Source organism: Ructibacterium gallinarum (assembly GCF_014982785.1).
Lineage (GTDB): Bacteria > Bacillota > Clostridia > Monoglobales > Monoglobaceae > Ructibacterium > Ructibacterium gallinarum.
Map to the genome: position 1 here is coordinate 30,013 of NZ_JADCKB010000023.1, position 14,329 is coordinate 44,341.

The window sequence follows — 14,329 nt, forward strand, 5'->3', positions numbered from 1 at the left end:
TAGCTGTGAATGCTATACGGTGTTTTTGTTTATCGCAATTTTTTAACCAATGCCATAATGGAAAAAAGAATAAAAACACCAATATTGACCGTAACAATACTTGCGCCAGTAGGTGTGGAATAAACAAAAGAAAGGGCAATTCCCATCAGTACACAAAAAACAGAAATTACAGCAGAACATATGGTCACGCTTCGAAAGCTCTTGCACAGCCGCATAGAAGTCAGTGCCGGAAAAATGATCAGGCTGGAAATCAGAAGCGCCCCCATCATACGCATTCCAAGAACTATGGTCACCGCCGTCAGCAAAGCCAGAAGCATATTATAAATTTCCGCCTTGGTTCCTGTTGCCTTAGCAAAACTTTCATCAAAGGTAACAGCAAAAATTTTATTATAAAATAATACAAATAAAATCAACACTGCGGCAGAAAGCACCAAACTTAATAGAACATCACTTCTGCTCATGGCTAAAATGCTTCCGAAAAGGTAATTATAAATATCCGTATTCATACCAGTAGACTTGGAAGCAATCATAATCCCCAACGCCAGAGATCCCGTTGCAATCATTGCAATGGCAGAATCTCCTTTGATTTTGCTATTGTCACTCAAGCGCAGAAGCAAAAAGGCCGCAGCTACCACCACCGGTATGGTTACCTCAAGCGGCGCCCAATTCATGGCAGTAGCAACTGCCAATGCCCCAAAGCCAACATGAGATAGGCCGTCACCAATCATAGCATAACGCTTCAGTACCAGACTGACACCCAGAAGGGAAGCGCACAAGGCCACCAGTCCGCCAACTACAACAGCCCGCAAAATAAAGGTATAGGAAAACATTTGCAAAATTGTATTAATCATGGCGGTGCCCTCCTATGTATTTTTTACCTAATTCACTGTCTATATATTCCTCTGTGGTGCCGAAAAAAGCATCATTTTCTAAGAGATGAAGAATATGCTTAGAATATTTCACTGCACAGTGAGTATCATGTGTCACCATAATTACTGCAATTCCCTGCTCCGCATTCATTTGGCGTATAAAAGAGAAGAACTCTGTTGTCATTTGCGGATCCAAGCCGGTGGTAGGCTCGTCCAGGACCAGCAACCGTTCTGCTGCGCAAAGCGCTCTCGCCAACAATACCCGCTGCTGCTGACCGCCAGAAAGTTCTTTATAACATTTTCCCTTTAATCGGCTAATCGAAAGGGTTTCCATTGCTGCTTCCACCCTTTTTTTATCAGCCGCCGAATAAAACGGGCGCAGCCCGCGCTTATTCATGCATCCAGAAAGAATAACCTCCCGCACAGAGGCTGGAAATTCCTTTTGTACCTCTGTCTGCTGGGCTAAATAACCAATTTGATTTCTCCTTAAACCATCCCCCAGCACAATGCTGCCGGAGGAAACACGCTTTAATCCAAGCAAAGCCTTAAGAAGTGTACTTTTTCCGGTACCGTTATCCCCAATAATGCAGAAATAATCCTGTTCTTCCACCGAAAAATTCAGGTCGGAAACGGCCACCAAACCATCATACCCTAAAGTAACGTTTTTACATTCTATGATCGCCATTCTAGTTCAGCGCCTCCTTCAAATTTGCTGCATTTTTCTGCATTAAATCCAAGTATGTTAATCCTTGCTCCATTTCATCTTTGGAAAGATTATGACAGGAATGAAACAGCAACGGAACCGCGCCGGTTTCCTCCTGGATAGCCCGAGCAATTTTTTGATTACTAAACTCAACATAAAATATATTCGGCGCATTTTCCTCACGCACTTTGTCAATCAAATATGCCACTGTTTTGGCTCCCGGCTCCGATTCCGCACTGCATCCGGGAAATGCCGCACGGTAGTCCAAATCATATGCCTCTGCAAAATAACGAAATGGAAAACGATCACCAAACAATAAAATCCGGCGTTTCGCATTTTGCGTAATCTCTCTAAAAAGTGCATCCAGGTTTTGGAGTTTGCTTACATAGGTTTTCATATTTTCTTCATACAGGCTGCGATTTTCAGGATCTAGTCGCATCATCTGTTCTGCAATCACCTGCGTAATTTTCACCGCATTTTCCGGTGCTGTCCAAACGTGCTCATCATATTCCGCCGTTTCACCTTCGTGATCCTGTTCCTCATCGCCCTCATGATCATGCGTGCCTTGCATTCCCTCTACTGTCTGTTCTTCCAAAGTCTCCACGCAATCCATCATTTTTATCACAGTGAAACCAGAAGTGTCTAAAGTACCAAGCAAGTCATCAATCCAGGTATCTGACTCGCCACCGTTATAAATAAACAAATCACAAGATTCAATGGAGATAATATCTGCCGGCGAAGGCTCATAGGAATGGCTTTCCATTCCTGGTTTAAGCAGCATGGAAACCTGCGCTGCACCTCCGCTGATTTGCCTCGCAAAATCATAAGGCGGAAAAATTGTCGTCACTACTGTAAGAGGCTTGTCCGGCGTTTGGACCGCATCAGAAACATCGTTTTGTACACAACCGGAAAAGAGCAAAGAAAATCCCAACAGAACAAACAAACAGATAAACCTCACGTTTCTTTGTATCATAACAGCCTCCTTTTTCTTCATCATAAAAAGCTGCCGCAGTCCCCGCAGCGCGGAACAGCGGCAGCTTTTTATCAGCCGGCATTCTTTTCCGGCACCATTTCAGTTGTATCGGATTGCTTTGTCCCGCGGTACACAATATGCGGCCTAGTACGCTTGGTAACACAGCCTTCGGTGATAACCACCTTTTCAATAGTAGGATCTGATGGAATCTCATACATGATATCCAGCATAATGTCTTCTACAATCGTACGAAGGCCTCTTGCGCCGGTTTCCCGTTCTACAGCAAGTTTCGCAATGGCGGAAACCGCCGGATCCTCAAATTCCAGCTTTACACCATCCATATCAAACAACGCCGCATACTGTTTCAAAAGCGCGTTTTTGGGTTCTCGCAAAATGGCCTTAAGCGCTTCCTCATTCAGAGAATCCAAAGTAGTAATAATCGGCAGACGGCCAATCAATTCCGGGATCAATCCGTATTTCAGCAAATCTTCAGGCTGAAGCTTTTGCAGGATCTCACCGCGGTTTTTCTCTTTTTTACTCTCCACCTTTGCCCCAAATCCAAGCGTTTTACTACTGACACGACTTTCAATAATTTTGTCAATCCCTTCAAAAGCACCGCCGCAGATAAATAATATATTGGTAGTGTCAATCTGAATGAATTCCTGATGCGGATGTTTTCTTCCGCCATTCGGCGGTACAGAAGCCACAGTACCTTCCAGTATTTTAAGCAGAGTTTGCTGTACACCCTCGCCGCTAACATCCCGGGTAATGGAGGGATTTTCTGATTTTCGGGATATTTTATCCACTTCATCAATATAAATAATACCCTTCTGCGCCAGCTCAATATCATAATTGGCAGCCTGAATCAATTTCAGCAAAATATTTTCTACATCTTCTCCCACATAACCCGCCTCGGTCAAAGATGTTGCATCAGCAATCACAAACGGAACATTCAACTTTTTGGCCAGCGTCTGTGCAAGAAAAGTTTTACCGCATCCAGTAGGGCCGATCATCAGAATATTGCTTTTCTGAAGTTCTACATCCTGATAAACCGCATTGCTCTGAATCCGCTTATAATGGTTGTAAATAGCTACAGACAAAGCCTTTTTCGCCGTTTCCTGACCGACAATATATTCATCAAGAAATTCATGGATTTCCTTGGGCTTAGGCACGTCATTCATCGATATTTCGGTATTTGCTGTTTCAAAATCGTCATGGAACAACTCCACACAAAGTGCGACACATTCGTTGCAGATATAGACATTAGGCCCTTCTATCAGCCGCTTCACCTGCTCTTCTGTTTTACCGCAAAAAGAACAGCGGCAGATATTTTTATCATCCATTTTATTCGGCATAAACTTCTCCCCTATCTCTTGGTCACAATTTTGTCAATTAAACCATACTTGACAGCTTCCTCGGCGCTCATAAAATTATCCCGTTCGGTATCCGCCTGAATTACCTCAAGCGGTTTTCCGGTATTTTCACTTAAGATCTTATTAAGATTTTCCTTAATCTTCAGCATACGCTCTACATGAATTTTCATGTCCGTAGTCTGTCCCTGCGTACCACCTAAAGGCTGGTGAATCATAATTTCACTGTTAGGCAGGGCAAACCGCTTTCCCTTAGCACCGGACGAAAGCAAAAATGCGCCCATAGATGCCGCCATACCAACACAAATGGTAGAAACATCTGCCTTAGTATACTGCATGGTGTCATAAATTGCCATACCCGCCGTTACCGAACCACCGGGACTGTTGATGTACAAATTAATATCCTTGTCAGGATCCTCGCTGTCAAGAAACAACAGCTGAGCAACCACAAGGCTTGCGGTTACATCATTGACCTCATCGGAAAGAAAAATAATTCGATCCTTTAACAATCTGGAAAAAATATCATAAGAACGTTCGCCGCGTCCTGTCTGTTCAATGACGTAAGGAATTAAACTACTTCTAAACTGATCCATAACCATTCACATACCTTTCTTCCCGCTAAGTAAAGGCGGAATACACTCCGTTTGGCTGCGGGCATAGCGCGGAGCCGCCAAAATGAACCGGCTGTCTTCCTTCCAGCCGTTTTATTTACAATAAGGTTGACTTGGATAATATATCCAAATCAACCTTAAAGTATACCTATAAAAGGAAAAACCGATTTTCCCTTAACACTGCCTATCTGTCCGTTTATTTAAAATTAGCATGATCCACAAGGAATTTTACAGTCTTATCTCCCTTGATACGCTCCTTGATATTATCTTCTGAGATGTATTTCTTCACATCTTCCAGTTTCATGCCGTTGCTCTCAGCAGTTTTATTATATTCTTTTTCAATCTCTTCCGCAGTTGCATCAATGTTTTCGAGTTCACATACTTTTTCCAGAACAAGAGATGTTTTTACACGCTTTCCGGCTTCTTCCCGGAATTGATCTTTCAGCATATCCATGGTAGTACCTGTATACTGCATATACTGATTCAGATCCATTCCCTGATAACGCATCTGCATATCAAAATCACGAATCATGTTCTGAATCTGATTTTCAATCATTACATCCGGAATATCAATTTCTGCCGCATCACAAACTGCTTTAATGACATTTTCCTCGGTTTCATGCTGTGACCGTTCTTTGTTGGCAGCTGCTAATTTTTCCTTTGTGTTCTTCTGCAGTTCTGCTAAAGTATCAAATTCGCTGACATCTTTTGCAAATTCATCATCCAACTCCGGAAGTTCCTTCACTTTGATACCATTAATTTTCACTTTAAATACAGCATCCTTACCCTTAAGCTCTTCTGCATGGTATTCATCCGGGAATTTCACATTGATCTCCAATTCATCTCCGATGTTTGCACCAATCAGTTGGTCTTCAAAACCAGGAATAAACTGCCCGGATCCAATGGTAAGATCAAAGTTTTCTCCCTTACCACCTTCAAACGCCTTACCATCAGTAAAACCTTCAAAATCAATATTGGCAATATCATCCTTTTGTACAGGGCGATCCTCTATAGTAACCATTCTGGAGTTTCTCTCTCTCAGCTTTTCGATTTCAGCATCTACATCCTTTTTTAGTGTACGATGTGTCACTTTGGAGGCCTCAATGCCCTTATACTCTTTCAACTCAACCTCCGGTTTAACAGTTACCTTCGCAACAAAGGTCACACCATTTTCCTTTTGAATTTCACCTTCTAAGTCAATTTCCGGCTGGTCTACCGGCTGCAGTTTATTTTCTTCTATCGCTTTATCATATGCATCAGGAAGTACAATGTTTATTGCATCTTCATAAAAAATTTCTTTTCCGTAATATCTCTCAATAATAGAACGAGGTGCTTTTCCCTTTCGAAAGCCCTGAATACTAATTTTCCCTACATTTTTACGATAGGCTTTCTCAATTGCTTTTTCGAAATCTTCCGCTGGAACAGAAAAAGTAAAACGCACAACGTTCTTTTCAATTTTTTCTACAGTACTCATCCACAACATTCCTCTCTACTTCAATAAGAATATACTTTAAAATTATATCATAAATTTTTGAAAATGCAAGTTTTTTTGTCGGATTTCGTCCACATATTTTAATTTTGTATTAAAACCGGCGTAAAATTGAGGTAATCGCAGGAAACAAGACGTAACCGAACACCGTCAACGATTCCTTGAGGAGCAAATTTGTGTGCGGCAGCATGCAAATGTCCGAACACACATTGCGATACACCATATTCCTGTAGAATATCCATAAAGCCCGGAAGAAGTGCATCTTTTTCCATTGGCGGATAATGAAGCGCAACCAAGATACGCCGCGGATGTTGCCGCCGGGCATCTTCCAAAGAAAGTAAAATTCTCTGGCGTTCTCTTTCGTAAATTTTTCGGTCTTCTGCCGAAGCCCCTCCTTTTGGAATGGTCCAGCCTCTCGTTCCGCAGATCGCTGTATCTTCCCAAAGAAAAGCAGTATTTTTAATAAAATGCAGCGTATCAAATCCTTTTTCCTGAACAAAATTCTCCATTTTGTTTAATGTAGTCCACCAGTAGTCATGATTGCCTCTTAGAAGAATTTTCTGGCCGTTCAGACTGTGAATATAAGCAAGATCCGCCGCAGTTTCCTGTAAATACATAGCCCATGAAATATCACCGGGAATCAACACTAAATCCTCCGGCTGCACAACTTGGTTCCAGTTTTCACGCATACGAAAGGTATAATTCTCCCACTGACTGCCAAAAACCTCCATAGGCTTATCTGTGCTAAGTGACAGATGCAAATCCGATATCGCAAGAATTGCCATTTTTTTCATCCTTTTATTCTTAAAGGTTTAAAAGTAATTAACTTCTGTAATATTTCTGCACCAATATGGCATACTAAATTCGTGATTACAAATCAAACATTTGAATCGCATAACAATATTTTCGCACAAAAGCAAAAATCATTTGCCGCAGTGCGGCAAGAAACGGAGGCTTATTATGATGGAAAACAATACCAAAACAATTCCTGGCATCTGCTGCAGCGTTCAGCAGTGCGCATACCACACAGACGGAGATAAATGCACCGCGGAAAGCATTAAAGTAGGCTCTGAAAAGGCATGCTGCAGCTCCTGTGATACGGAATGCATCACCTTTAAGCCCTGCAAATAACATTATTGTTTCATGCTCTTTGGCAGGAATCAGCCTACAGACAAATGTCTGTAGGCTGATTTTTATTCTTACAGATTATTTGTTGATATCTTTTTTCTCAGCCATCGGTTTTGTCTCGGCCTGCGCGCCTACCGTCTGACGGCGAACTGGCTTTTTTTCCGCTTTCGCAACCGCAGATTTTCCTATCACCATTTCTTCGGCTTTGCTTGCGGCCTCTTTTTTCCCCGTAGATTTTGCTGCTGAAACCCCTTTTTTCACCGATTCTTTTTGAACCTTACCCTTATTTTCTGCCTCTTTTTTCTCAACAGAAGCCAATTGCTCCTCAACCTGTAAAAAATCTCGAATCACCGAATACATATCCTCTTTTGCTGCCACCGTGGTAAAGCGTCGTTCCTTTCCACGAAGAGCACTTAACGAAGCCGGAATCTCCATATGGCATTTATCCCTAAGCCGTTCTGTCAAAGTCAAATCATCTTCGTCTGAATCCTCGCCAAGAGCCGAAAGAACCACACGGTTAAATTTATATGGACTGGCCGTAGAAGCAATCAATGTTTTGGTATAATCCCCGGTTTCGTTTACATACTGCTCATACACATCTACCGCTACCGCAGTATGGGTATCTAAAGTATACCCTGTTTCGGTAAAGGTTTTCCATATCCGTACCTTAGTAAAATAATCATCGCAGAAACCGCCCCAGAACAAGTCAGTCACCTTCTTGTGCAGCGTCTTCGGCAACTGATAACTTCCAGATTTGTTCAACTTATTCATCAGCGTAGTAATCCGTTTATCATCACAACCGCTGATATCAAACAGCAAACGCTCCAAATTGCTGGAAATCAAAATATCCATAGACGGAGATACACTGGCATAAAAATCCCGATTGCGGTTATACTCACCCGTATGGATAAAATCGGTCAATACATTGTTCTGGTTAGACGCACAAATCAATTTGTGAACCGGCAGCCCCATTTTCCGGGCATAATATGCCGCCAAAATATTACCAAAGTTTCCAGTGGGAACACAAACATTGATTTTCTCGCCCATAGTCAGTTCTCCGCTGTGCACCATATCGCAATATGCAGAAATATAATAAACAATCTGAGGAACCAAGCGTCCCCAATTGATCGAATTGGCTGAAGACAAAATATATCCTGCTTTTTCCAATTCAGCATTTTCCGCTTCGTTGGTAAAAATTGCTTTTACTCCGCTTTGGGCATCGTCAAAATTTCCATAAATGCCAGAAACAAAAACGTTGGCACCTTCCTGCGTCATCATCTGAAGCTTCTGCATATCACTGACACCCTCGCCGGGATAGAATACAATGATGCGAGTTCCGGCAACATCCTTAAAACCTTCCAACGCCGCTTTTCCAGTATCCCCTGAGGTAGCTACCAAAATCACAACCGTTTTATCCTCACCGGTTTTCTTCATCGCCGCAGTCATAAAGTGCGGTAGAATCTGCAGCGCCATATCCTTAAACGCACAGGTAGGGCCATGCCACAGTTCTAAAATATACTGGTTATTGTTCAATTTCACCACTGGCGCTACTTTATCACTGCTAAATTTATTCCCGCCGTAAGCCGCCTCAGTGCAGGCCGCAATTTCCTTTGCAGTAAAATCCGTCAAATATTTTCTCAGAATTAAGTTTGCACGTTCTATATACGGCATATCTATCATTTTTTTCCATTCCGTGTCTGTCAGAACAGGAATTTCGCAGGGGACAAACAGTCCGCCTTCTTCCGAAAGGCCTTTTTTAATTGCTTCTGCCGATTTCATTTTCAACCCAGCATTGCGTGTACTTCTATAATACATCATTCAAATCACCAACTTTTATAAATTTCCGTAAATTCTTCCACATAAGATGGATACCCATACGGCAGTATCTTACCGTATACCATTTTACCCTACCATAAAAACGCTGTTTAGTCAATACGGTTTTTATAAAATCATACTGCAAAAAAAATAAAAAAACTTATGAAAAACCTATAAAATTACATAATACTACAATAACCCTAAAAAAACACCGAATCTATATAACATAGATTCGGCGTCTTAAAAATAATTAAGCAATATATTTTTTCAGATTGGTTCCGGCTTCGCTTTCTTCTGCACTGACCATCATGGTAAAAGAAACATGGAACTGCTCTTCAAGGTTTTCCAATTTCTCAACAAAGCTTTCCAAATCCGCCATAGTTGCAGAAGGAACACTTTTGAAAATACTATCTATAAAAATATGAGTCACATCATAATCCTGAGCAATGATTCCGCAAAGGAAACCTTCAAACATATCCATATTCCGAATGTCAAAACTTTCGGTGTTTACCATTCTGGCTTTATGGCTAATATCGTGCATAAGCCGATTTCCTTCCGTAATGCATACAACATTCCCCTTCTCAACTTCAATTGCAGCATTTACAGCCTGGATCAGCTTAGGCGTTTTTCCGCTGCCCTTTAATCCAATATGAATCTTAATCATGATGATCATCCACCTTTCCTGAGTGAAATTTTTATCGTATGATTATCATAACATAAATCATTCTCATACACAATAGTTTTTTTGCGTAAATTGCATTTTTTAATAAAAAATTTACATGTTATATGTTCCTATTCCTTTTTATCCATCAGCCCACAACTTAAAGGTTCTGCAAACGGCTTTCCAGTGTCTCTTTCATGTCTTCGTATCCAGGTTTTCCAAGCAAAGCAAACATATTTTTCTTATAACTCTCCACGCCCGGCTGATCAAAAGGATTTACTCCCAAAAGATAGCCGCTGATACCACACGCTTTTTCAAAGAAATAAACCAACTGTCCAAAAGTATATTCATCCAGCGCCTTAAGGCAAAGAATCAAATTGGGAACTCCACCGTCAGTATGCGCAAGCGAGGTACCTTCAAAAGCCTTTTTATTCACAAAATCCATGGTCTTTCCAGCTAGGAAATTCAATCCATCAATATTATCTGGATCTTCTTCAATAATAATATCACGTTTCGGATTTTCTACATACAGCACAGTCTCAAACATCAAACGGAGCCCATCTTGAATATACTGTCCCATAGAATGCAGGTCGGTTGAAAAACTTGCGCCTGCCGGGAAAATTCCTTTTTGATCCTTTCCTTCACTCTCACCATAAAGCTGTTTCCACCACTCCGTAAAATATTGTAATTCCGGCTCATAATTTACCAGCATTTCAATATTACGCCCTTTCCGGTGAAGAATATTTCTAACAGCCGCATATTGGTAACAAGGATTCTGGGCAAGCTCTTCACAGGCATACATCTCTCTTGCATCCGCAGCACCCTGCATTATTTGGTCAATGTTCGCACCGCAAACAGCAATAGGAAGAAGCCCTACCGCAGTCAACACTGAATATCGACCCCCGACATCGTCAGGAACAACAAAAGTTTCATAACCTTCTTCGTCAGCCAAATTTTTCAAAGCGCCCCGCGCCTTGTCCGTAGTAGCATAGATTCGCCGGCGAGCCTCCTCTTTACCGTATTTGTCTTCCAAATATTTTTTCAAAATACGAAAAGCAATGGCAGGCTCCGTTGTGGTTCCAGATTTAGAAATAATATTCAACGAAACCTCTTTGCCTTCCAAGCAATCAAGAATCGAATTCAGATAATTGGGACTAATATTATTACCGGCAAACAAAATCTGTGGTTTGCTTCCATAATTATAAAACGGTCCAGTCAAAAAATCAATGGCTGCTTTTGCACCCAGATAAGAGCCACCGATGCCAATCACCACCAAAACATCGGAATCTTTTCTAATTTTTTCCGCTGCCAATTTAATTCTTGCAAATTCCTCTTTGTCATAATTAACAGGAAGATCCACCCAGCCCAAAAAATCGTTTCCGGCACCTGTTTGATCGTGCAATGCGCGATGTGCAGTCTTAATTTGCTCCGTTAAATATTCCAATTCTTCCTGACGGAAAAAACTCAAAGCTCTTTGGTACTGAAAGGTTATATTCTGAGACATATTGACCACTCCTTTATGATAAGTACGTAAATCATTTTCATTTTTAGTGTACCACAACTAATTGACCAGCGCAAGCAGAAAATGTCAAATATTCAAAATTTCTCATTCGTGTGTTAATTTGTTGATACACTTTTATAATGTTTGCCTAAACTGTTAATTTGAAGCAAATGTAAAATCATAAAATATTTTTTATTTTTATGGGCATCATGATTAGTGTGGAACAGCTGATAAAATTGAGATATAAAATTACCTCAAATTTCCTGAATAATTATACAGCCTTTGTTTCACACTAAACACGTAACAGAAATTATTTTTTTAAGAATTATAAGGAGTGAAAATTATGGCTAACAATACCAGCAACAGCAACAACTATGTAGTACCTCAGGCAAAGGCTGCTATGGAGCAGTTCAAGATGGAAGCTGCAAATGAAGTCGGTGTTACCCTGAACAAGGGCTACAATGGTGATCTCACCTCCAGACAGGCCGGTTCAATCGGTGGTCAAATGGTGAACCTCATTTGACCCGTACGACTTCTTAAATTTTCAATATACTTACTGATGGTTTCCCCTGTAAATATTTTAATATCCAGCTTCATTTTACCATCTTCAAAGGTAGCATAGATTTTATCAATGTACTGATCAACAAATGATTTGGTAATCATATTTTGACTGGCCTCTTGCCTTGCCTGATTTAAGACAGTTCTCATGGTTTGAATATGTTTTTTAAACTCTTCTCTTGAATTTTGTTGTTCTGTTAATGCAATCAATCTATCTTTCAAATCAATTTGTGTAGCTTTCAGGTCCTTCATCATCTTTGCAAAGTCTTCATCGTCTATTCTCCCATTTAAGTTATGGTCAAGAAGTTTCTCCTTCTTTTTATCGATCTCAGCAATTTTATGTTCCAATGTCGCTAACTCTTTCGTAACAGTAGCCTCTTCTTCTAATTTTTTATATAAATGAATATAAGTTTCAATCAATTCATCAGCATCATCGGAGGTTTCTTGAAAAACTTGAAATAATATTTCTTTCATTTCATTTTCATAAATAACACAAGAAGGACAAGATTTTGCCCCGTTATTTATTTTTCCGCTGCATATCCACTTGCTGTTGACATTTCCTGTTTTATCCGTGCTTTCCCGTCGATAATACGGCTTCCCGCAATGCATACAATACATTTTTCCAGTCAGCAAATTAGGGTGATTGCATTTTCCCTGTCTGCTTTTAACATCATCACTTCTTCTTTTTAAAATTGCATTCGCTTTATCCCAAAGTTCTTCGGATACAATGGCAGGCACAATACTGCCTGTTTCATCTTTAAACATAACCCATTCTTCCGGCGGCAAAAACTTCTGCTTTTTGGTAAACATATCAACAACCTTTACCTTATTGCCACAATAGTATCCTTTATATTTGGGATTAGAAATAATATTTGACATCGTTGTATGCGCAATTTTATTTCCATTATGATTACGATACCCTTTATTCCAAAAAATGGACTCTATCTGTTTCATGCTATATTCATCTGTAGCATATAATGTATAAAGCTCCCTTACCATCTTTGCTTCTTCTTCATTGATAACAAGTTTCTTATTATCTTTTTCATATCCAAAAATTCGGCTGTTACCTAAGACAGCAGATTTTTTAATAGATTGTGCATGGCCAAATTTTACCCTCGATGACAATTTCCTTAATTCATCTTGTGCTATACTTGACATAATTGCAAGCCGCAATTCACTATCTTCATCCAATGTATTAATATTGTCATTTTGAAATAATACGCCTACCCCCATATTCAGCAAATCCCTGGTAAATCTTATGCTGTCAAGCGTGTTTCTTGCAAATCTTGAAATTTCTTTTGTAATAATGAAATCAAACTTATTTTCTTTTGCATCAGCAATCATAGAATTAAAGCTCTCTCTCTTTTCTGTCGAAATGCCAGAGATTCCCTCATCAATATATCCCTCGACATAAGTCCAATTTTTGTTACTTTTAATAAAATTTTTATAATATGATATTTGATTGTCTAAAGAATTTAGCTGCTCATCTTTCTCAGAAGAGACTCTTGCATAAAATGTCACTCTCATGGATACATCATAAACTGCTTTTGTTTTCATCTGTTCTCTAATTGAAAAAATATCCATACCAGGCCCTCATTTCGTTGTATCATTATTATTTATAATATCATATCTCAAACAAACTTGCAATACCTACATTAAATTTTTTGCCCTGCAAAAAGAAAAGGCAAATAGCAAACGGGCGTACTATTCACCTCTTATGTGTAATTTTTTAATTATTTAGAGCTCAGTTCCTTTTTGATTTGTAATACCATTTTATTTCTTTCATCTTCTGTAATTATTTTTTTTGCAAACAAGTAATTATTAAAATACGTCAACCAAATTTCTTTGGTCATTTTCTTATGCTTAATATTCCTCACCTCATGATAATATAATAAACTAACTAGAAAACGTTTTACAAACCTACCTTGAGTTATTCTATTTGTTTCTAAAATTGATGCTCTTATATTTTGGGATGTAACAAAATATTTTTTAACTATATATTTAACTATTCCCTTTTTTTTACAATATATACCATGTGAAAACTTTAATTATGTTATTCAAAATAAATTCTCCTTCCTCTACAATCCTTTTCAGTACAAAAACGAGCTAATATTTTGCTCTCATAAACTTATACAAAAATAAAAAATACAATTTAAAATATAAAGTGTATTGCTTTTTGTAGCAATACACTTTGGGTAATTAGATCACATATATTATTTTATAAAATATGGAAGCTGATAAAAATTACAACCATTATTATCAGCAAAATTTAGAAATTGCTTTCGCAGAAATGAAACTGCCATTTCCGCACCGTTTATATCTCCACGGGATATTGAAATCACTGTAAAATTTGTATGCCAGTTTCCTAACTTATCTATTGTTCTTGGTATCGTTTTATACCGAAGCATATCCATATTATGTTGTGGTCAAGCATTTTTGTAACACAACAACCTAATTTTGCCACAGAACTTATACAGCTTCATAGCGTGCCTCGAAAGGTGTTTTGTAATTATTATAAGAATGAGGACGTACATGATTGTAATGCACATACGCAAATTCTTCTATAGCTGCGTAAAGCTCCTGCTCAGTATGGTAATAATGTTGATATATCAAATCATTCTTCAAAGTATTGAAATATCTTTCCATTGGAG

Annotated in this window: 15 protein-coding genes; 2 read left to right on the forward strand and 13 right to left on the reverse strand. The window is 39.3% G+C overall.

Features of this window, described 5'->3' with window-relative positions:
• Window positions 1-29: 29 nt before the first annotated feature.
• The 7 genes from INF28_RS10195 to INF28_RS10225 form a co-directional block, all read right to left on the reverse strand.
• A complete protein-coding gene (locus INF28_RS10195; RefSeq protein ID WP_226393368.1) occupies window positions 30-851 on the reverse strand; it encodes a metal ABC transporter permease in 822 nt (273 codons plus the stop codon).
• Entirely contained in the window at window positions 844-1,554 is a 711-nt protein-coding gene (locus INF28_RS10200) for a metal ABC transporter ATP-binding protein (RefSeq protein WP_226393369.1), read from the reverse strand. Before INF28_RS10200 ends, INF28_RS10195 begins: the two co-directional genes overlap by 8 nt.
• Window position 1,555: 1 nt before the next feature.
• Entirely contained in the window at window positions 1,556-2,545 is a 990-nt protein-coding gene (locus tag INF28_RS10205) for a metal ABC transporter substrate-binding protein (protein WP_226393370.1), read from the reverse strand.
• A 71-nt stretch (window positions 2,546-2,616) separates the two neighbouring features.
• Window positions 2,617-3,900 (reverse strand): ATP-dependent Clp protease ATP-binding subunit ClpX, encoded by a 1,284-nt coding sequence (gene clpX, locus INF28_RS10210; protein ID WP_226393371.1) that lies wholly within the window; start codon window positions 3,898-3,900, stop codon window positions 2,617-2,619.
• A gap of 11 nt (window positions 3,901-3,911) precedes the next feature.
• Entirely contained in the window at window positions 3,912-4,508 is a 597-nt protein-coding gene (clpP, locus tag INF28_RS10215; protein WP_226393372.1) for an ATP-dependent Clp endopeptidase proteolytic subunit ClpP, read from the reverse strand.
• Window positions 4,509-4,722: 214 nt separating this feature from the next.
• Window positions 4,723-6,000: a trigger factor gene (gene tig / locus INF28_RS10220; protein WP_226393373.1), complete on the reverse strand. Its 1,278-nt coding sequence runs from the start codon at window positions 5,998-6,000 to the stop codon at window positions 4,723-4,725.
• Between the two features lie 98 nt (window positions 6,001-6,098).
• Window positions 6,099-6,800 (reverse strand): metallophosphoesterase, encoded by a 702-nt coding sequence (locus INF28_RS10225; RefSeq protein ID WP_226393374.1) that lies wholly within the window; start codon window positions 6,798-6,800, stop codon window positions 6,099-6,101.
• 175 nt (window positions 6,801-6,975) lie between these two features.
• Here INF28_RS10225 and INF28_RS10230 point away from each other — a divergent pair, with 175 nt between their 5' ends.
• Window positions 6,976-7,146, forward strand: a complete 171-nt coding sequence (locus INF28_RS10230; protein ID WP_226393375.1) for a DUF1540 domain-containing protein — start codon at window positions 6,976-6,978, stop codon at window positions 7,144-7,146.
• Window positions 7,147-7,221: 75 nt separating this feature from the next.
• Here INF28_RS10230 and thrC read toward each other — a convergent pair whose 3' ends face one another.
• The 3 genes from thrC to INF28_RS10245 all read right to left on the reverse strand — a co-directional run bounded on the left by thrC (window position 7,222) and on the right by INF28_RS10245 (window position 11,123).
• Window positions 7,222-8,961, reverse strand: coding sequence for a threonine synthase (gene thrC, locus INF28_RS10235; RefSeq protein ID WP_318961764.1), 1,740 nt, complete (start codon window positions 8,959-8,961; stop codon window positions 7,222-7,224).
• Between the two features lie 247 nt (window positions 8,962-9,208).
• Window positions 9,209-9,622, reverse strand: coding sequence for a hypothetical protein (locus INF28_RS10240; RefSeq protein ID WP_226393376.1), 414 nt, complete (start codon window positions 9,620-9,622; stop codon window positions 9,209-9,211).
• 157 nt (window positions 9,623-9,779) lie between these two features.
• Complete coding sequence (locus INF28_RS10245) at window positions 9,780-11,123, reverse strand: glucose-6-phosphate isomerase (RefSeq protein WP_226393377.1); 1,344 nt, start codon at window positions 11,121-11,123, stop codon at window positions 9,780-9,782.
• A 340-nt stretch (window positions 11,124-11,463) separates the two neighbouring features.
• Between INF28_RS10245 and INF28_RS10250 the strand changes: the two genes are divergently transcribed.
• Window positions 11,464-11,643, forward strand: coding sequence for an alpha/beta-type small acid-soluble spore protein (locus INF28_RS10250; protein WP_226393378.1), 180 nt, complete (start codon window positions 11,464-11,466; stop codon window positions 11,641-11,643).
• Here INF28_RS10250 and INF28_RS10255 read toward each other — a convergent pair.
• The 3 genes from INF28_RS10255 to INF28_RS10265 all read right to left on the reverse strand — a co-directional run.
• Entirely contained in the window at window positions 11,622-13,262 is a 1,641-nt protein-coding gene (locus INF28_RS10255) for a recombinase family protein (protein ID WP_226393379.1), read from the reverse strand. The two genes, INF28_RS10250 and INF28_RS10255, sit on opposite strands and share 22 nt — an antisense overlap.
• Window positions 13,263-13,891: 629 nt before the next feature.
• Complete coding sequence (locus INF28_RS10260; protein ID WP_226393380.1) at window positions 13,892-14,092, reverse strand: hypothetical protein; 201 nt, start codon at window positions 14,090-14,092, stop codon at window positions 13,892-13,894.
• A 55-nt stretch (window positions 14,093-14,147) separates the two neighbouring features.
• Window positions 14,148-14,329: integrase core domain-containing protein (locus INF28_RS10265; protein ID WP_226393381.1), on the reverse strand; the 182-nt coding region annotated here is incomplete at its 5' end.

Excerpts from the sequence above, each read along its gene's own strand:
- INF28_RS10195 (WP_226393368.1), bottom strand. The coding sequence starts at position 851 with ATGATTAATACAATTTTGCAAATGTTTTCCTATACCTTTATTTTGCGG.
- INF28_RS10245 (WP_226393377.1), bottom strand. The coding sequence starts at position 11,123 with ATGTCTCAGAATATAACCTTTCAGTACCAAAGAGCTTTGAGTTTTTTC.
- tig (WP_226393373.1), bottom strand. The coding sequence starts at position 6,000 with ATGAGTACTGTAGAAAAAATTGAAAAGAACGTTGTGCGTTTTACTTTT.
- INF28_RS10230 (WP_226393375.1), top strand. The coding sequence starts at position 6,976 with ATGATGGAAAACAATACCAAAACAATTCCTGGCATCTGCTGCAGCGTT.
- thrC (WP_318961764.1), bottom strand. The coding sequence starts at position 8,961 with ATGATGTATTATAGAAGTACACGCAATGCTGGGTTGAAAATGAAATCG.
- INF28_RS10255 (WP_226393379.1), bottom strand. The coding sequence starts at position 13,262 with ATGGATATTTTTTCAATTAGAGAACAGATGAAAACAAAAGCAGTTTAT.
- clpX (WP_226393371.1), bottom strand. The coding sequence starts at position 3,900 with ATGCCGAATAAAATGGATGATAAAAATATCTGCCGCTGTTCTTTTTGC.
- clpP (WP_226393372.1), bottom strand. The coding sequence starts at position 4,508 with ATGGATCAGTTTAGAAGTAGTTTAATTCCTTACGTCATTGAACAGACA.
- INF28_RS10240 (WP_226393376.1), bottom strand. The coding sequence starts at position 9,622 with ATGATTAAGATTCATATTGGATTAAAGGGCAGCGGAAAAACGCCTAAG.
- INF28_RS10250 (WP_226393378.1), top strand. The coding sequence starts at position 11,464 with ATGGCTAACAATACCAGCAACAGCAACAACTATGTAGTACCTCAGGCA.
- INF28_RS10205 (WP_226393370.1), bottom strand. The coding sequence starts at position 2,545 with ATGATACAAAGAAACGTGAGGTTTATCTGTTTGTTTGTTCTGTTGGGA.
- INF28_RS10260 (WP_226393380.1), bottom strand. The coding sequence starts at position 14,092 with ATGGATATGCTTCGGTATAAAACGATACCAAGAACAATAGATAAGTTA.
- INF28_RS10200 (WP_226393369.1), bottom strand. The coding sequence starts at position 1,554 with ATGGCGATCATAGAATGTAAAAACGTTACTTTAGGGTATGATGGTTTG.
- INF28_RS10225 (WP_226393374.1), bottom strand. The coding sequence starts at position 6,800 with ATGGCAATTCTTGCGATATCGGATTTGCATCTGTCACTTAGCACAGAT.